This window comes from Gracilibacillus caseinilyticus, from assembly GCF_022919115.1.
GTDB classification, from domain to species: Bacteria; Bacillota; Bacilli; order Bacillales; family Amphibacillaceae; genus Gracilibacillus; species Gracilibacillus caseinilyticus.
The window spans coordinates 3,658,636-3,677,671 of the sequence record NZ_CP095072.1 but is presented as its reverse complement, the minus strand read 5'-3'; the positions used below and the strand labels follow the sequence as shown (position 1 = coordinate 3,677,671).

General features: G+C 38.5%; 17 protein-coding genes. All 17 read left to right on the top strand.

Translation table 11 applies throughout. The annotated features are described in order from the left end of the window. The first annotated feature begins 10 nt into the window (after positions 1 to 10). Positions 11 to 778, top strand: coding sequence for a FliA/WhiG family RNA polymerase sigma factor (locus MUN88_RS17625; protein ID WP_244717461.1), 768 nt, complete (start codon positions 11 to 13; stop codon positions 776 to 778). Between the two features lie 12 nt (positions 779 to 790). Continuing rightward, positions 791 to 2,167: a flagellar assembly protein A gene (locus tag MUN88_RS17620; protein ID WP_244717459.1), complete on the top strand. Its 1,377-nt coding sequence runs from the start codon at positions 791 to 793 to the stop codon at positions 2,165 to 2,167. A gap of 114 nt (positions 2,168 to 2,281) precedes the next feature. Next, a complete protein-coding gene (locus MUN88_RS17615; RefSeq protein ID WP_244717457.1) occupies positions 2,282 to 2,590 on the top strand; it encodes a hypothetical protein in 309 nt (102 codons plus the stop codon). A 10-nt stretch (positions 2,591 to 2,600) separates the two neighbouring features. Beyond that, positions 2,601 to 3,053, top strand: coding sequence for a DUF6115 domain-containing protein (locus MUN88_RS17610; protein ID WP_244717454.1), 453 nt, complete (start codon positions 2,601 to 2,603; stop codon positions 3,051 to 3,053). A gap of 154 nt (positions 3,054 to 3,207) precedes the next feature. Beyond that, positions 3,208 to 3,960, top strand: coding sequence for a 30S ribosomal protein S2 (gene rpsB / locus MUN88_RS17605; RefSeq protein ID WP_244717450.1), 753 nt, complete (start codon positions 3,208 to 3,210; stop codon positions 3,958 to 3,960). Positions 3,961 to 4,038: 78 nt separating this feature from the next. Then, positions 4,039 to 4,926 (top strand): translation elongation factor Ts, encoded by an 888-nt coding sequence (gene tsf / locus MUN88_RS17600; protein ID WP_244717448.1) that lies wholly within the window; start codon positions 4,039 to 4,041, stop codon positions 4,924 to 4,926. Positions 4,927 to 5,088: 162 nt separating this feature from the next. Beyond that, positions 5,089 to 5,811, top strand: coding sequence for a UMP kinase (gene pyrH / locus MUN88_RS17595; protein ID WP_244717446.1), 723 nt, complete (start codon positions 5,089 to 5,091; stop codon positions 5,809 to 5,811). Positions 5,812 to 5,813: 2 nt separating this feature from the next. Further along, positions 5,814 to 6,371, top strand: coding sequence for a ribosome recycling factor (gene frr / locus MUN88_RS17590; RefSeq protein WP_244717444.1), 558 nt, complete (start codon positions 5,814 to 5,816; stop codon positions 6,369 to 6,371). Positions 6,372 to 6,489: 118 nt separating this feature from the next. Continuing rightward, the gene (gene uppS / locus MUN88_RS17585; RefSeq protein ID WP_244717442.1) at positions 6,490 to 7,257 is read left to right on the top strand and encodes an undecaprenyl pyrophosphate synthase; all 768 of its coding nucleotides are present in this window, start codon (positions 6,490 to 6,492) and stop codon (positions 7,255 to 7,257) included. Between the two features lie 14 nt (positions 7,258 to 7,271). Further along, entirely contained in the window at positions 7,272 to 8,054 is a 783-nt protein-coding gene (locus tag MUN88_RS17580) for a phosphatidate cytidylyltransferase (RefSeq protein WP_244717440.1), read from the top strand. Between the two features lie 26 nt (positions 8,055 to 8,080). Beyond that, the gene (dxr, locus tag MUN88_RS17575; RefSeq protein ID WP_244717438.1) at positions 8,081 to 9,223 is read left to right on the top strand and encodes a 1-deoxy-D-xylulose-5-phosphate reductoisomerase; all 1,143 of its coding nucleotides are present in this window, start codon (positions 8,081 to 8,083) and stop codon (positions 9,221 to 9,223) included. A gap of 29 nt (positions 9,224 to 9,252) precedes the next feature. Further along, positions 9,253 to 10,509: an RIP metalloprotease RseP gene (gene rseP / locus MUN88_RS17570; protein ID WP_244717436.1), complete on the top strand. Its 1,257-nt coding sequence runs from the start codon at positions 9,253 to 9,255 to the stop codon at positions 10,507 to 10,509. A gap of 164 nt (positions 10,510 to 10,673) precedes the next feature. Next, positions 10,674 to 12,374, top strand: coding sequence for a proline--tRNA ligase (locus MUN88_RS17565; protein ID WP_244717432.1), 1,701 nt, complete (start codon positions 10,674 to 10,676; stop codon positions 12,372 to 12,374). A gap of 88 nt (positions 12,375 to 12,462) precedes the next feature. After that, the gene (locus MUN88_RS17560) at positions 12,463 to 16,749 is read left to right on the top strand and encodes a PolC-type DNA polymerase III (protein WP_244717429.1); all 4,287 of its coding nucleotides are present in this window, start codon (positions 12,463 to 12,465) and stop codon (positions 16,747 to 16,749) included. A gap of 365 nt (positions 16,750 to 17,114) precedes the next feature. Beyond that, positions 17,115 to 17,588: a ribosome maturation factor RimP gene (gene rimP, locus MUN88_RS17555; RefSeq protein WP_244717426.1), complete on the top strand. Its 474-nt coding sequence runs from the start codon at positions 17,115 to 17,117 to the stop codon at positions 17,586 to 17,588. A gap of 14 nt (positions 17,589 to 17,602) precedes the next feature. Beyond that, entirely contained in the window at positions 17,603 to 18,754 is a 1,152-nt protein-coding gene (nusA, locus tag MUN88_RS17550) for a transcription termination factor NusA (RefSeq protein WP_244717423.1), read from the top strand. Positions 18,755 to 18,766: 12 nt separating this feature from the next. Beyond that, on the top strand, positions 18,767 to 19,036 hold the full coding sequence (gene rnpM / locus MUN88_RS17545) for an RNase P modulator RnpM (protein ID WP_244717420.1): 270 nt from the start codon (positions 18,767 to 18,769) through the stop codon (positions 19,034 to 19,036).

Below are 19,036 nucleotides of genomic sequence, written 5' to 3'. Positions count from 1 at the left end.
AGGTGATTCGATGGTCAAAGATATATCAATAGAAAAAAAGTTGTGGAGTAAATGGTTGCGAAATAAAAGTGATGACAACGCCAATGAGTTAATAGAAAACTATATGTACCTGGTACATTATCATGTCCAACGAATCGCAGTGAACCTTCCCAAAAATGTAAACAAAGAAGATATTAGAAGTTTGGGCTTAATTGGTCTATATGATGCCATACTGAAATTTGATAATAGTCGTGATTTGAAATTCGATACGTATGCCTCGTTTCGAGTGAAAGGTGCCATAATTGATGGACTAAGAAAAGAAGACTGGCTGCCCCGATCAACACGAGATAAAGTAAAAAAAGTCGATCAGGCTACCATATTATTGGAACAGAACCTGCAGCGTAATGTTACGACAAGTGAAGTAGCCGAACATCTGGAGCTACCGGTTGATGAGGTCGAAGAAATTATCAAGGATAGTTTTTTCTCCCATTTACTTTCAATAGAAGAAAAAAATAGAAACAACGAAGAGTCCAAAGAAGGAATCGGTTATTTAATCGCGGATGATCGTGAACCTCTACCAGAAGGGAAAATGATTCAGCAAGAGAACTATCGTGAGTTAACAACCTGTATTCGACAGTTGAATGAGAATGAACAATTGGTACTAAGCTTATTTTATGATAAGGAGTTAACCTTTACGGAGATAGGGAAAATCTTAGAATTAACGACGTCAAGGATTTCACAAATTCATAAACAAGCCATTGTAAAAGTTCGTCAATTGTATCAAAAAATAAATAAATAGGCGGGGCTTGAAATGAGTGAATTAAAAGAAAATATCGTGATAAAAGTAAGTCATGATCGCTTATCTGCTACCTTACTATTAAAGAAATCAGAGCTTGTTGATACGCTCACTTTTGAAGAAATGCAAGACGTGATGAACGAGAACAATATTACATATGGAATACTTGATTTAAACAAGATCAATTGGAAGAAACAATTGAAAGAGGAGCAAATGATCGTTATTGCAAAAGGGAAAAAACCGGTAGATGGCGAGGATGGCAAATTGCTAATTCGTCAATCAACTGAGAACGAGCTGGAAGAAGAAGAGAAGTCTTCTTTTCGTGATGTTCATAAGATCCCTATGGTGGAAGAGAACGACCTGTTAGCACAAGTGGTTCCACCGACAGATGGAGAAGCTGGAATGGACGTATTCGAAAAAACGCTTCGCCCCAAAAGAGGGAAACCATTACCGATTACTGCTGGTCAAAATGTTACTTTTGACAAGGAGCAACTATCGTATTTCGCCTCAGCCGCAGGACAATTATCGATTGCCAACCAAGTCATTCAAGTTCATCCTTTATATGAAGTGAATGGTGATTTGTCATTGAAAACAGGTAATATAGAATTTAATGGATCGGTTAGCATTAAGGGGAATGTTCCGAGCGGATACCGAGTTAAAGCAAAGGGTGACATTATAGTTTACGGTATTGTAGAAGGATCTTTTTTGTCCGCAGAAGGTAATATTACCATCAGAGAAGGTATTGCAGGGATGGATAAAGCAAAAATTCATGCAGCGGGAGATATCGAAGTTGCCTATATTAACCAAGCAGAAGTGACGGCTGGCCGCGATCTAAAAGTAAAAAAATCGATCATGCAATCTCATTGTGAAGCACAGGAAAATATATTTTGTCCAAACGGCAATATTATTGGCGGGAGTTGTTCAGCCGGGAAAATCATTGAGCTGAAGAATCTTGGCAATATGGCAAATTTAAAAACGGTGCTCTCCTTCGGGGTAAGTAAAAAGATTTTAGACCGTGTAAATATTCTAAATAAAAAACGCCAAGAATTAGAAGACAATAAACAGAAATTGCGAATGCTTGGAGACCAATTGATTGAAAAGAAAAAAGCAGTAGGTGATTTACCAGCTAAAGAACGGATTATGTTATTAAAGCAACGTAACATGCTTCAGCTTACGACAGAGCAATTACAGCAAGTTGCAGATGAATTAAGTGAACTGCAATTTGAGGTAAGTAACTTTTCCGGTCTAAAACTTATCGTCAAAGGTAGGGCCTTTGACAACGTAGAACTTATCTTTGGTAAATATAAACGATTATTGAGCCAAGAACATGTTTGTTTTGAAGCATTTTTAGATGAGAAGGAAATTGTGATTCAATCCTCAACTGGTAAGTAAAGCATCATCTAAACAATTTGTAACGGTGAATGCGTTTTATAACAGTATTTGCTCGGTTTTTTTTGGCATCCTTGTTATACTTGGATTGAATAATCCTACAGGAGGACTGATTGGATGAGTTGGAAATCGGTAGAGATGCAAGTCGCATTGCCGAGAGTGCAGGATGCGGGCAAGGTGCAGGATCAAATGCAGCAACAAGGCAGGGTTGATCAGAACCAGATGCAGCAGGCATTGTTGCATGAAGAGTTGCGGAAGCGAACAAAAGTAACGGAGCAACAGGAAGCAAGCCATCTCAAAAATAATAAACAACCATCTGATGACGATAAGCAAGATCAGCAAACGGAATCATCCAATCATTCAGAGCCGCAGTATTCTCCGGTTAGACACCCGTATTTAGGAAATAAATTTGATATTAACGGTTAAGAGGTAGATAATGCAATATTTAATTTTATTCAGTTTTATTATTCATATTATAACATTTATTATCATCAGGCACTTAAAAAACAGAATAGATAATATGCACGCAGTTGAAGAAAGAGTCGATGCTCAAGTTAAAAGTATAGAAGACACATTAGCCCTTTATTTAGTAGAAATTAAAGAAGAAAACGAGCAATTCATCCAAGATATAATGAATACTCAACATTCATCAACAAAGAATAAGCCGAAGAACTCGCCTTCGACAGATTCAGAGTATAATACAAAGCAATCAGAAAATTATATACCAATTTCGGCAACTGATCAGGTAGAAGATGTCGTGGAACATTCCCTTGCTGCTTCTATCCTGCACCTGCGTCAACAAGGGCTTGCCGTTAATCAAATAGCGAAACAATTGAACAAAGGCCAAACAGAAGTAGAATTAATCTTGAAATTTCAACAAAAAAAATGAATTTCTCTTGATTGACGCTGCACGTTGTGGTATATTAGTTTTTGGTGTTAAATACACACGTTTGTGGAGGATACGAGAGGTGCTATTGATATAGTCCTCGTGTCGTATGAAACAAATGGAGGATAAAAAAACCATCTTATAGGAGGAAAAAGTAATGGCAGTTATTTCAATGAAACAACTACTAGAAGCTGGTGTTCATTTCGGACATCAAACACGCCGTTGGAACCCTAAAATGAAGAAATATATCTTTACAGAGCGTAACGGCATTTACATCATCGACTTACAAAAAACAGTGAAAAAGGTAGAAGAAGCGTATAATTTCGTTAAAGAAATCGCTGAGAACGACGGAACTGTTTTATTTGTAGGTACGAAAAAACAAGCACAAGAATCTGTGAAAGAAGAAGCGATCCGTTCTGGTATGTACTTCGTTAATCAACGTTGGTTAGGCGGAACGTTAACTAACTTTGAAACTATTCGTAAACGTATCAATCGTTTGAAAGATATCGAAAAAATGGAAGAAGACGGAACTTTTGAAGTATTACCGAAAAAAGAAGTTGTAGGTCTTCTAAAAGAAAAAGAACGCTTAGTGAAATTCTTAGGCGGAATTAAAGAAATGAATAAAATTCCTGATGCTTTATTCATTATTGACCCAAGAAAAGAGCGTATTGCTGTTGCAGAAGCACATAAACTAAACATTCCGATTGTAGGGATTGTAGATACTAACTGTGATCCTGATGAGATTGATTATGTAATTCCTGCAAATGATGACGCAATTCGTGCTGTGAAACTTCTTACTGGTAAAATGGCAGATGCTATTTTAGAAGCGAAGCAAGGAGAAGTAACAGAAGAAGCTGCAGAAAAAGCAGAAACTGCGGAAGAAACAGCAGTCGAATCTGCAAGCGAGTAATGAAAGGTTTTGGTGATAAGAGGGAGACCTTTTATCACCTTTTTTTCAGCAATATATGAACTCAAGGAGGAATCTCTAATGGCAATTTCAGCACAAATGGTAAAAGAATTACGTGAAAAAACTGGTGCAGGTATGATGGATTGTAAAAAAGCACTTCAAGAAACTGACGGTAATATCGATCAGGCGGTTGATTACCTTCGTGAAAAAGGTATTTCAAAAGCAGCTAAAAAAGCAGATCGTATTGCTGCAGAAGGTACTGCATTTGTAGAAGTTTCTGGTAATAAAGCAGTATTATTAGAATTGAACTGTGAAACAGATTTCGTAACGAAAAACGACCAGTTCAAAACATTAGCGCAAGAGCTTGCGAATCATATCTTATCTCAGAAGCCAGCTACTGTGGAAGAAGCTTTACAACAGCCATTAAATGGTGACGGTGAAACAGTAGAAGCATTTATTAATGCTAATATTGCAAAAATCGGTGAGAAATTATCTTTACGTCGTTTTGAATTAATTAGCAAAACAGATAACGATGCATTTGGTGCTTACATCCATATGGGTGGTAACATCGGTGTTGTAACTGTGCTTGAAGGAACTACGGATGAGCAAGTTGCGAAAGATATCGCTATGCACGCAGCTGCTGTTAATCCTAAATACTTATCTCGTGATGCAGTTTCTGCAGAAGATGTAGAAAAAGAACGTGAAGTTCTAAAAACACAAGCATTAAACGAAGGAAAACCAGAGCATATTGTTGAAAAAATGGTAGAAGGCCGATTAAATAAGTTCTTTGAAGAAATTTGTCTTTTAGAACAAAGCTTCGTTAAAGATCCTGATCAAAAAGTAAAACAAATTGCTAAAAATCATAATGCGACAGTAGCTTCATTTGTACGTTATGAAGTTGGTGAAGGTATCGAGAAACGCGAAGATAACTTTGCAGAAGAAGTAATGAGTCAAGTTAATAAAAAATAAGCTGGAAGTGAAGAGGGGGGGCACATGGTGTCCCTTTTCTTTGAAAGCAAACATCCAACGATTAATGTACGTACTTTTTGATAAGAATAATTGAAAATTACCGCCTATTACTTGGCGAGCAACTAATTTTTCTTTATAATATTTACATATATGGAGGTAATTATGGCTACTGCTAACTACAGAAGAATCGTTCTAAAATTAAGTGGTGAAGCACTGAGTGGTGTTCAAGGATTTGGCCTTGAGCCATCTATCATTCAATCTGTCGCAAAACAAGTGAAAGATATTGTTGAACTAGGTGTAGAAGTTGCAATTGTTGTTGGTGGTGGCAATATTTGGCGTGGTAAAGTTGGCAGTGAAATGGGTATGGATCGCGCTAACGCTGATTATATGGGAATGCTTGCAACAGTAATGAATTCATTAGCGCTGCAAGACAGCTTAGAGAATGTAGGTATTCCGACACGTGTGCAGACATCTATTGAAATGCGTCAAGTGGCAGAACCGTATATTCGAAGAAAAGCAATCCGTCATTTAGAGAAAAAACGTGTTGTTATTTTCGCAGCGGGTACTGGTAATCCATATTTCTCAACAGATACAACGGCAGCATTAAGAGCAGCCGAAATAGAAGCAGATGTTATATTGATGGCGAAGAATAATGTCGACGGTGTTTACACAGCAGACCCGAAACTCGACAAAGATGCCAGAAAGTATGACGAATTATCCTATCTGGAAATTTTGAATGAAGGATTAGGTGTAATGGATTCTACCGCCTCTTCATTATGTATGGATAACAATATCCCATTGCTTGTATTTTCGATTTCAGAAGAAGGAAATATTAAAAAAGCTGTAATTGGTGAAAATATCGGAACAATTATAAAGGGGAGTTAAACATGTCTGAACAATTACTTAAAGAAACAAAAGAAAAGATGAGTCAAGCGGCCAAAGCTTACTCAAAAAGTTTAGCAACAGTTAGAGCTGGAAGAGCAAACCCGGCAATACTTGATAGTGTTCAAGTAGAATACTATGGCGCGTTAGCACCATTAAATCAATTGTCTTCTATTTCAGTACCAGAAGCGAGATTATTAGTAATTACACCATTTGATAAGTCATCAGTTTCTGATATAGAAAAAGCAATTCAGAAAGCAGATTTAGGTCTTTCACCTTCCAATGATGGTAATGTGATTCGTATTAGTATCCCACCGTTAACAGAGGAGCGTCGTAAAGAACTAGTCAAAGTAGTTGGAAAGTATGCAGAAGAAGCGAAAGTACAAATTCGTAACATTCGTCGTGACGCAAACGACCAATTAAAGAAAGATGAGAAAAACGGTGATATTACAGAAGACGATTTAAGAGGCTTCCAAGATGATGTGCAGACAGAAACAAATGCACAAATTAAGAAGATAGACGAATTAACCAAAGAAAAAGAACAAGAAATTATGGAAGTATAAGCAAAAAAAAGGTAGAATATATGTTGAGTGTAGAGGCCCTCTTGCTAAGAAGAGGGTTTTTCCACTTTATATAGTATAATAAATAAAAAGAACCGGTCTTACATAATGGAGGATACTTATGCGTTTGTTTAAACTTCCTTTTAACAATAAAAAAGAGAAAAACGTCGAAATCTCAACGGACCTATCAGAAAATATTCCGAAACATATTGCGATTATTATGGATGGTAATGGCAGATGGGCACAGAAACGTGGGTTGCCGCGCATTGCTGGTCACCGTGAAGGGATGGATAATGTCAAAAGGATTGTAAAAGCAGCGAATCTGCTTCAGGTGGAAGTATTAACACTTTATGCTTTTTCAACAGAGAATTGGAAGCGACCTTCGAATGAAGTAGAATATTTGATGAGATTGCCAATTGATTTCCTGCAGCATTACTTACCTGAACTAGTCGAGGAGAATGTCCGCGTGCAGACGATCGGAGAAGTACAAGATTTACCTGCTAACACTCAAAAAGCCATTCTCAATGCAAAGCAGCAAACAGCTGAAAACACAGGTCTAATTTTAAATATTGCAATTAATTATGGTAGTCGATTTGAAATGATCCGTTCCATTAAAGAAATTTGTGAAGAAGTCCAGGAAGGCAAGTATGGGATTGATGAAATTACAGAAAATACGTTAAGCCATCATATGTATACTTCACAGTTGGATGATCCGGATTTATTAATTCGTACAAGTGGCGAACTGAGACTGAGTAATTTCCTGCTTTGGCAGGCTGCATACTCAGAGTTGTGGTTCACCGAAACACTTTGGCCAGATTTTCATACAGAAGAGTTTGAAGAGGCTATCCGCGACTATCAAAAAAGAAAACGTCGTTATGGCGGTATATAGGGTGTGAGATTATCATGAAAACTAGAATTATAACGGCTATCGTAGCAATATTGCTCTTTTTTCCCATCATTTTTTTAAGTGGATTAACGTTTAAAATAGTGATGTATATCATTACAACGATAGGTTTTTTAGAATTGTTACATATGAGAAATATGACAAGATTTCCTATTCCTACGTTTTTAGGAGTAGCCTTTCTTTGGGCGTTGTTAGTGTACGATGAATTCTTATACTTTTCTTCAGGGCTTGAACTCCTTATGTTTTTTGTTCTGATTTTATTAGGCTATACTGTCCTGGTAAAGAATAAATTTACATTTGAAGATGCTGGCTTTTTGATATTGGCATCTATTTATGTAGGGTTAGGCTTCTATTACGTGATTGAAACACGAGAGGTCGATAATGGACTAGTCTATATTTTTTATGTTATTCTTGTGATATTATCAACGGATTCAGGTGCCTATTTCTTTGGACGAGCATTCGGAAAGCATAAACTATGGCCGAAAATCAGCCCGAAAAAAACGGTAGAAGGTGCTTTAGGCGGAATACTGCTTGCTTGTGTTGTAGCGGTAGTATTTGACTACTTTTTTCTTGTGCCCGGTTCTCTGATTGAACTAATTATCGTGACGATACTTTCATCAATATTTGCACAAATTGGTGATTTAGTGGAGTCGGCGATTAAACGACATTATGATGTGAAGGATTCAGGTAAGCTGTTACCAGGTCACGGCGGAATTCTTGATCGATTTGATAGTTGGTTATTTGTATTTCCGTTATTACATTTTATCCATTTCATATCATAAACTAATAAAAGTTGGAGCGTTCTACTATGAAAAATATCACATTATTAGGTGCGACCGGATCGATTGGGTTGCAGACATTGGATATAATCCGCGAACATAACGATGAATTTCGATTATTTGCTATTGCGTTTGGAAAAAATGTAGATAAGGCAATTGACATTATTGAATCCTTTCAGCCTAAAAAAATTGTGGTGCAAGAGGAATCAATCAGACAGAAGTTGTTATCATATAATGATCAATTAACCATTTTACTTGGAAACGAAGGAATGGAAGAGATTAGTGCAGACCCTGATACCGACGTATTAGTCAATGCTGTCATGGGTAGTATCGGTCTCAGCGCGACAATTACAGCAATCAGACATAAGAAACAGATTGCCATAGCTAATAAAGAAACATTAGTAACTGCCGGTCACATTGTGATGGCAGAAGCGAAAAAATATGGGGTGGACTTGCTTCCAGTTGATAGTGAGCACTCTGCCATTTATCAGGCGTTAAATGGTGAACATGCGAAAGATGTACATAAACTCATTCTGACAGCATCAGGTGGAAGTTTCCGCGATAAAAAACGTTCAGAGCTTCATGGGGTAACAGTAAACGATGCTCTAAACCATCCCAATTGGAGTATGGGTGCAAAAATTACGATCGATTCAGCTACGATGATGAATAAAGGGTTGGAAGTTATTGAAGCACATTGGCTATTTGATATGGCTTATGACAAGATTGATGTCATTCAACATAAAGAAAGCATTATCCACTCCATGGTCGAATATGTTGATAACAGTGTGATTGCACAATTAGGTACACCAGATATGCGCGTGCCGATTCAGTATGCTTTGACTTATCCTGATCGTTTAGCTTTGCCGGCTTCTAAGCGTCTCGACTTAGTGGAGATTAGCACTTTGCATTTTGACAGAATGGATACTGAACGCTTTCCATGTCTTGGTTTTGCCTATGAGGCAGGTAATAAAGGTGGCTCGTTACCTACTGTATTAAATGCAGCCAATGAGGCAGCAGTTGACTTGTTTTTAAAAGAAAAAATTACCTTTTTAGAAATTGAAGAAGTGATTGCCGATGCAATGGCTCATTATCCATTTATCGATCAGCCTGATATCTCTGCTATTCAGAAGATCGATCAGGAAGTGCGACAGCAAATCTATGAAAAATTTTGATTACGAGTGTGAGGGAAGGAGTGCTTTGATTGACGACCATTATTGCCTTTATATTAATGTTCGGTTTGCTTGTTTTTGTTCATGAATTTGGTCATTTTTATGTTGCCAAGAAGACAGGCATGCTTGTTCGGGAGTTTGCGATCGGGTTCGGCCCAAAAGTATTCTCGATTGTAAAAAATGAAACCTTATATACGATCCGCTTATTGCCTATGGGTGGCTATGTTCGAGTTGCTGGGGAAGATCCCGAGATTATTGATATTAAACCAGGACAACATATAGGATTAACGTTTAATAATGATGGTGAAGTAAATCAGATCATCGTAAATAACAAAGCGAAACATCCTGATGCTTTCATTATCGAGGTGGAGCATATTGACCTTGATCATAATTTGACGATTGAGGGTTATGAAATAGATGAAGAGAAAAAGTACTCCTTCCGTGTAAATGAAAAAGCTGATTTTATTATGGATGAACGATCCACGCAAATTGCACCATACAATCGTCAGTTCGGTTCCAAATCTGTTGGGCAGCGTGCCTTACAATTATTCGCAGGTCCATTAATGAATTTCGTCTTAACGATTGTGATTTTCATCGTGCTTGCAAATATTCAAGGGGTACCAGTCGATGATGTCCGAATAGGATCTGTGGTGAATGACAGTCCGGCACAAGAAGCAGGATTACAGGCCAATGATACCGTGATTGGTATTGAAGGTACATCAATCAGTTCCTGGGATGAATTTCAGGAGATCGTGCAATCCAGTCCAAATGAATCATTAGAGATGACAGTACTTAGAAATGACGAGGAAGTAGCAGTTGAAGTGACTCCAGCTGCTGTGGAGACGGCTGAAGATACAATTGGTCAGGTTGGGGTGACGCTAGCCTTAGAGAAATCATTTCTCCGTGCTATTCCATATAGTTTGGAAGAGACCTATCGCTGGTCTACCTTAATCCTGACAAATGTAACGAAGTTAATCACCGGTCAATTTTCGATTGATGTGTTATCAGGCCCGGTTGGAATATATGATGCAACCGACCAAGTGGTAAAAACTGGTCTCATGAATTTTATGACGTGGACCGCGGTGCTAAGCGTTAACTTAGGTATTATGAACTTATTGCCATTACCTGCACTTGACGGTGGAAGACTGATATTTGTCGGATTAGAAGCAGTTAGAGGAAAGCCTATTGATCCCCAAAAAGAAGGCATCGTGCACTTTATCGGATTTGCCTTGTTAATGCTGCTGATGATTGTTGTCACGTGGAATGATATCCAGCGATTATTCTTATAAGAAAGAGTTTAAGTCCAACACTGTTTACTTTAAGCGGTGAAGCGGGTTATAGCGGGAAGGCTAACATCCTGATGCGATTCGCTAACCATCTATGGGACAAGACGCCTGAGATGGATGAAATAGTTTACTAATTTTGATTGAAATCATTGAGGTGATATTTGCAAATGAGACATAGTAAAACACTTATCCCAACTTTAAAAGAGGTACCAGCAGATGCGGAAATCAGAAGTCACCAGTTATTAGTTCGAGCGGGATATATCCGTCAAACTGCATCAGGTATATACAGTTTGTTACCATTAGGGAATAAAGTTCTGAAAAATGTAGAAAAAATTGTCCGTGAGGAAATGGAAAAAATAGGAGCCGTAGAGATGCTGATGCCTGCACTCCAACCTTCTGAACTTTGGAAAGAAACAGGCAGATGGGACAGCTACGGAAGAGAACTAATGCGACTGAATGATCGCCATGACCGAGAGTTTGCCTTAGGGGCGACACATGAAGAAGTAACCACTAGTCTAATTGCAGATGAAGTGAAAAGTTATAAAAAACTTCCGCTAAGTGTGTACCAAATTCAAACGAAGTATCGTGATGAAAGAAGACCTCGTTTTGGGTTATTACGTGGACGTGAGTTTGTGATGAAGGATGCATATTCTTTCCACACGTCACAGGAAAGTCTTGACGAAACCTATCAAAAATTTTATTCCGCCTATCAGAATATTTTTTCTCGCTGCGGATTGAATTTCCGAGCGGTTATCGCCGATTCCGGTGCGATGGGTGGTAAGGATACGCATGAATTTATGGCATTGTCTGAGGTCGGAGAGGATACAATTGCCTATTCAGATACATCTGACTTTGCGGCAAATATTGAGATGGCGGCAGTCAATATTGACTATCCGGAAAATACGGAAGCAATGCAGGAATTAGGAATAATAGATACACCTGGTTACAAGTCAATGGAGCAAGTATCACAATTTATACAAGAACCATTGGATAAAGGGATCAAATCTCTTTTATTTAAAGTTGACGAGCGCTTTGTATTAGTGCTGTCACGTGGAGACCATGAGATAAATGATATTAAATTAAAGCATGCTCTGGGTGCAACAGAAGTAGAACTGGCATCACAGGAAGAAACGAAGCAATTATTCGGAGCAGAAGTAGGATCAATTGGTCCAGTTTCTGTACCAGAAGAAATACAAGTCATTGCTGATCATGCTGTTGCAGTTATGAAAAATACGTACTGCGGTGCCAATGAAAATGATAAGCATTATAAAAATGCTAATCCTGATCGTGATTTTAACATATCAGCATACCACGACCTTCGCTTTATCCAGGAAGGCGATCCGTCTCCAGATGGACAAGGAACGATTCATTTTGCAAAAGGCATCGAAGTGGGACAGGTCTTCAAATTAGGTATGTTCTACGCAGAGAAACTAGGTGCTTCTTTTTTAAATGAGCAAGGCAAACAAGAAACGATGACAATGGGATGTTATGGAGTCGGTGTCTCTCGTACAATTGCTGCTATCGTAGAGCAATACAATGATGAAAATGGGATAAAATGGCCAAAAGCAATAACTCCATATCAAGTCCATTTAATAGCAGTAAATCCAAAAAACGATGAACAATCGGAATTGGCAGAAGAAATCTATCAACAATTAGAAGCAAATAACATCTCTGTTTTATATGACGACCGTAAAGAACGTCCTGGTGTAAAATTTGCTGACAGTGACTTAATAGGATTACCAGTCCGTGTAACAGTCGGCAAGAAAGCTGCAGATGGTTATGTAGAATGCAAGTTGAGAGAGAATGGGGAACAAGAAGATCTTCATCTATCAGATTTGCTTCCGAAATTACATGCAATGTTTAACTAATACAATTCCCTTGTCTCCACCAAACAGACAAGGGAATTATCTTTATGTAAGCTATATTGGAAAGATTAACAAGTAAAGGAGATCGGGCATGAGTATCTCTAATCATGAGAAATTCCGACTTTTAATGGATCAAATTGGAATAGCGGACGACATGAAAAATAAGTATTTTCAAGAAGGAAGTATCGAAAAACTAGAAGTATTTCGTTCTGATCAGCGCTGGCATTTTCACTTTCAGCTTGCCCAATCGGTTCCTGCTGATATTTATCAGTTGTTTATATTGAAACTAACGGAAGCATTTTCTTCCATTGCAAAGGTTACCTGGTCGATACAAGTGCAGCAAGATCAGCTCAGCGAGAAAGAACGCTTTGATTATTGGCAAATCTTTTTATCAGAATTGGTGAATGAATCCCCAAAATACCGTGCAATTGAAAATAAAAAGCCATTATTTAACGATAATAATATTATGTTAACTGTAAGTAACCAGATTGAAGCACAATGGGGGAAAAACATCCAGGGACATCTTGATCAATTTTGTACAAAAGCTGGACTTGCCAAGCAATTTATCAAAATGGAAGTAGCTGACCAGCAGGAGGAATTAGAGAAATTCCAACAGGAAAAAGCGATGGAAGATCGTAAAAAGGTCGAAGAAGCCTTTAAACAACAAGAAAAACGCGCGCAGGAATCAAAACAGGAGACTGATACGGGCCCTGTTCAACTCGGCTATCCGATTAAAGAACAACCTGTACCAATGAGAGATATTTTTGAAGAAGAGAAAAGTATTGTCTTTCAAGGCTATCTATTTGATGCCGACATCCGTGAATTACGATCCGGCAGGCATTTGCTTATCTTGAAGGTGACAGATTACACGGATTCCTTCCAGATTAAAATGTTTTCCAAAGGTGATCAGGATGTTGAGAAATTTAAACAATTAAAAGAAGGACTTTGGATTAAGGCAAAAGGTATGATTCAGACCGATAATTTCACTAATGAATTAACGATGATGGCAAAGGACATTCAACAAGCTCCTACGATCACAAGAGACGATCCTGGTTTGAACGGGGAGAAACGTTTAGAACTCCATGCGCACACATTAATGAGTCAGATGGATGCAGTGGTGTCAGCCTCCAAATTAGTCGAGCAAGCTGGTAAATGGGGACATAAAGCTATTGCCATTACGGATCACGCTGTCGCACAAGCTTATCCTGAGGCATATGCAGCAGGACAAAAGCATGGAGTAAAAATCGTCTACGGTGTCGAAGCGAATATTGTCGATGACGGTGTGCCGATTGCCTATAATGAAGCAGATCGTGATTTGGCAGAGGATACGTATGTTGTATTTGACGTGGAAACAACTGGTTTATCAGCTATATACGATACCGTTATTGAACTTGCAGCAGTGAAAATAAAAAACGGAGAGATTGTGGACCGTTATGAATCGTTTGCCAATCCTCATCATCCGCTGTCCGAAACGACAACGAATTTAACGGGTATAACCGATGATATGGTCAAGGATGCTCCAGAAGTGGAAGATGTATTGAAGGAATTCCATACTTGGATGGGCGATGCGATTCTGGTTGCTCATAATGCAGACTTCGATATGGGCTTTTTAAATACTGGATTTAAGCGGATTGGATATGATGAGGCAAGTAATCCTGTAATTGATACATTAGAATTAGCTAGATTACTTTTCCCTGAATTGAAAAATCACCGTCTGAATACACTTTGTAAAAAGCTTGATATTGAATTAACCCAGCATCACCGGGCGATTTACGATGCAGAAGCAACAGGTTATTTGTTGTGGAAATTTGTGAAACTATCAATAGAACGTGGAATTACCAATCACAATCAATATAATCAGCATATGGGGGAAGGTAATGCGTATCAACGTTCGAGACCTTTCCATGCGACGTTGCTTGCCGTGACCCAGGAAGGCTTGAAAAATATTTATAAGCTGGTATCGATGGCACATATCAATTATTTTTATCGTGTACCAAGAATTCCAAGGTCCAAGCTACAGCAGTATCGAGAAGGCATATTAGTTGGAACTGCTTGTGATCAAGGGGAAGTCTTTGAAACGATGATGCAAAAATCAAAGGAACAGGCTGAGAAAGCAGCGAAATTTTATGATTATATTGAGGTTCAGCCGCCAGCCAATTTTGTTCATTTATATGACAAAGAATTAGTGCAGAATGAAGCACAGTTATACGATATTATCCGAAATATAGTTCAATTAGCTAATGATCTTAATAAACCATGCGTGGCGACAGGAAATGTTCATCACATTAACGAAAATGATCGAATATACCGTCAAATACTGATTGCCTCACAAAGTGGTAATCCGTTAAGTAGGCAAACACTGCCAAACGCATATTTCCGGACAACAAAAGAAATGATGGATGCTTTTTCCTTTTTAGGTGATGAGAAAGCGAAAGAAATTGTGATTGATAATCCTAATGCGCTCGTAGATCAATTGGAAGACATTAAACCTGTCAAAGAAGACTTATATACACCAAACATTGATGGTGCGGAACAAGAAATTAGAGATTTAAGTTATAATTTTGCCCGCTCAGTCTATGGTGATGAATTACCAGAAATTGTTGAAAAACGGATAGAAAAAGAACTGAAAAGTATTATTGGGCATGGGTTTGCGGTCATTTATTTAATTTCACAGAAGCTGGTGAAGAAGTCACTCGATGATGGTTATTTAGTTGGTTCACGGGGATCCGTAGGTTCATCATTAATTGCGACTTTCACCGAGATTACAGAAGTAAATCCGTTACCGCCTCACTACGTCTGTCCGGAATGTAAAGAGAGTCAGTTCTTCGATGATGGCTCTGTGGGGAGCGGCTTCGATTTACCTGATAAAAATTGTTCCAATTGTGACGTACCATTAAAGAAAGATGGTCAGGATATTCCTTTTGAGACGTTCTTAGGTTTCAAAGGGGATAAAGTACCCGATATTGATTTGAACTTCTCTGGTGAATATCAGCCGCGTGCGCATAACTATACGAAAGTCTTATTCGGTGAAGATAACGTATATCGTGCCGGAACAATAGGTACAGTTGCGGAGAAAACAGCATACGGTTATGTTAAAGGGTATGCAAGTGATAAGGAGATGACCTTGAAACAAGCTGAGGTTGATCGACTTGTGAAAGGTTGTACCGGTGCGAAAAGGACGACCGGCCAGCACCCAGGTGGTATCATTGTTGTACCGGATGACAAAGAAATTTATGATTTTACACCAATACAGTTTCCGGCAGATGACCGTAACTCCGAATGGAGAACAACACATTTTGATTTCCATTCTATTCATGATAACCTATTGAAATTAGACATACTTGGACACGATGATCCAACAGTTATCAGAATGTTACAGGATTTAAGTGGAATAGATCCTCAGACAGTTCCGACCGATGATGAGGAAGTAATGAAAATTTTCTCCGGACCGGAAGTGTTAGGCGTAACTTCAGAACAAATTATGTGTAAGACTGGTACTTTGGGGGTACCGGAATTTGGTACCCGATTCGTTCGCCAGATGCTGGAGGATACAAAGCCAAAAACGTTTGCTGAGCTTGTTATTATTTCCGGACTGAGTCACGGTACAGATGTATGGTTAGGTAATGCACAGGAATTGATTAACAATGGTATTTGTGGCTTGCCAGATGTTATCGGGTGTCGTGATGATATCATGGTCTACTTGATGCACAAAGGTCTCGATGCATCCCTTGCTTTTAAAATCATGGAGTTTGTTCGTAAAGGGAAAGGACTTGATCCAGAGTGGATTGAGGAAATGAAAAAACATGATGTGCCGGACTGGTACATCGATTCCTGTAAAAAAATTAAATATATGTTCCCTAAAGCACACGCTGCTGCGTATGTATTAATGGCGATTCGTATTGCTTATTTCAAGGTGCATCATCCTATATTATTCTATGCTGCTTATTTCACAGTAAGAGCGGATGATTTTGAATTAGATACGATGATTAAAGGATCAGAAGCTATTCGCAAACGAGTGAAAGAGATTTTAGAAAAAGGTAATGATGCCCCGCCAAAAGAGAAAAGTTTACTTACAGTCTTGGAATTGGCATTGGAAATGAATGAAAGGGGCTACCATTTTCAGAAGGTAGATCTTTACCGGTCATCTGCGACAGAATTTCTTGTTGAAGATAACAGTTTGATCCCGCCATTTAATGCAGTAGATGGTTTAGGGACAAATGCTGCGATTAACATTGAAAAAGCGCGTGAGGACGGTGAATTTTTATCAAAAGAAGATTTACGTGAGCGAAGCAGGATTTCAAAAACAGTACTGGAATATTTAGATCAACATGGCTGTCTAGAAGGAATGGCTGACAAGAACCAGCTGTCTTTATTCTAACAGCAAAAGGCGATAATTTGCCGGTCAGCAGTAATCTCTTCATCTTTAGATTTTTGGTTGACCTTTCCACAAATTACACATTTATTGGATAAATATATCATAATCCTTGCATTGTACGCCGATTCATGCTATATTTTAAACAGATTTCATTTGATGCGGACAGAAGAAAGAGTGGGTAAACCCACTCTTTCTTCTTAGCTGTCATGTAAAGTAAGGATATGGTTTGATACAAATCCCTTGCCAATTGTGGCAAGGGATTTATCATTCCCTTTGCAACTTTCACACTAAAATGAACGGTGTGTATCGTTTCACAATTATGGGAAATATATTCTAAAGAACAAAATGCAGCAGAGGAGGTAATGAAATTGGCACTCAATATTGCACAACAGACAGAAGAATTTGTAACACCTATTTTAGAAGAGCTTTCTTTAGAACTAGTTGATATCGTATATGAGAAAGAAGGTCCTAATTGGTTTTTACGGGTTTATATTGATAAAGACGGTGGCGTAGATATTGAAGAATGTGGTCTGGTTTCAGAAAAACTAAGTACAAAACTGGATGAAGCTGACCCAATCAAAGAAGCGTATTTCCTGGAAGTATCTTCTCCAGGAGTTGAACGTCCGCTCAAAAAAAGCGAGGATTTCGAAAAGCATGTCGGACATCATGTCTATGTGAAGTTGTATGAACCGGTTGCAGGTGAAAAAGAATTCACAGGTGATCTTACTCACTTTGAAAATGGCTATGCAACCATTCAATATAAGGAAAAAAACCAAAAGAAAGAAGTGGAAATACCATTCGATAAAATTGCTAAAGCGCGTTTAGCCGTTACTTTTGATTAAAGGGGGAAATTAGGGTGAACAGAGAATTGTTCGATGCAATGAATTATTTAGAAAAGGAAAAAGGAATTAACAAAGATATTTTGATGGAAGCCTTAGAAGCAGCTTTAATATCCGCTTATAAGAAAAACTTTAAGTCCGCAACAAATGTGCGAGTTGATATAAATGAAGAAGCTGGTTCCATGGGAGTATTTGCTCAGAAAGAGATTGTGGAAGAAGTTGTGGATCATCAACAGCAAATGTCGCTAGAAGAAGCACATCACATTAACCCTTCCTATGAAGTGGGGGATGTAGTAGAGGTGGAAGTTACACCAAAAGATTTCGGAAGAATCGCTGCTCAGGCTGCTAAACAAGTAGTGACACAACGTGTACGTGAAGCAGAGCGAGGCATTATCTTTAATGAATATATTGATCGTGAAGATGATATTATGAATGGTACGATTCAACGTATGGACGGCCGCTTCATTTATGTCAACTTGGGTAAAGTAGAAGCAAAATTACCGGAATCCGAGTGTATGCCTACCGAAACATATCAGGTCCATGATAGAATTAAAGTTTACGTGACGAAAGTGGAAAATTCGAATAAAGGACCTAATATTTTTGTTTCGAGAACACATCCAGGTTTATTAAAAAGATTATTCGAAATGGAAGTCCCTGAAATCTTTGATGGTACAGTTGAAGTGAAATCTGTAGCACGTGAAGCGGGGGACCGTTCGAAGATTTCAGTGCATGCAGAAGATCCTGAGATTGATCCGGTAGGTTCATGTGTCGGACAAAAAGGGCAAAGAGTACAAACGATCGTCGATGAATTAAAAGGGGAAAAAATAGATATCGTGGAATGGTCTGAAGATCCTGTTGTCTATGTATCCAACGCACTCAGTCCATCAAAGGTTGTCAAAGTCCTTGTCGATGAGGAAGAAAAAGCTACGACGGTTATTGTACCTGACTATCAATTGTCACTTGCAATTGGTAAACGTGGTCAGAATGCAAGACTGGCTGCCAAATTAACAGGTTGGAAAATCGATATTAAGAGTGAATCAGAAGCAAGGGAAGAAGGTATGATTTCAGAAGAACAAGCGGATGAAAGCCTTGAAGGATTAGAATATGAGGACGATAGCCTGGACTTTGAAGAATCCTACGAAAATATGGATGAAGATCTGTTTAAGTAAGGAGGAATTCAAATGGCTAAAAAGCGCAAACTTCCGCTTAGAAAATGTGTGATTACACAAGAAATGAAGCCGAAACAATCGTTAATTCGGGTGGTTAAAACCAAGGAAGGCGAAGTATTTGTGGATCCGACTGGAAAGAAGAATGGTCGAGGTGCCTATGTTTCCAAAGACGTCCAAGTTATCGATCAGGCACAAAAAAATGGTGCACTCGAAAAACATTTGGAGATAAAAATCCCAGACGAAGTGTATCAACACTTACGTCATGAGATTGAAGGCGAATAA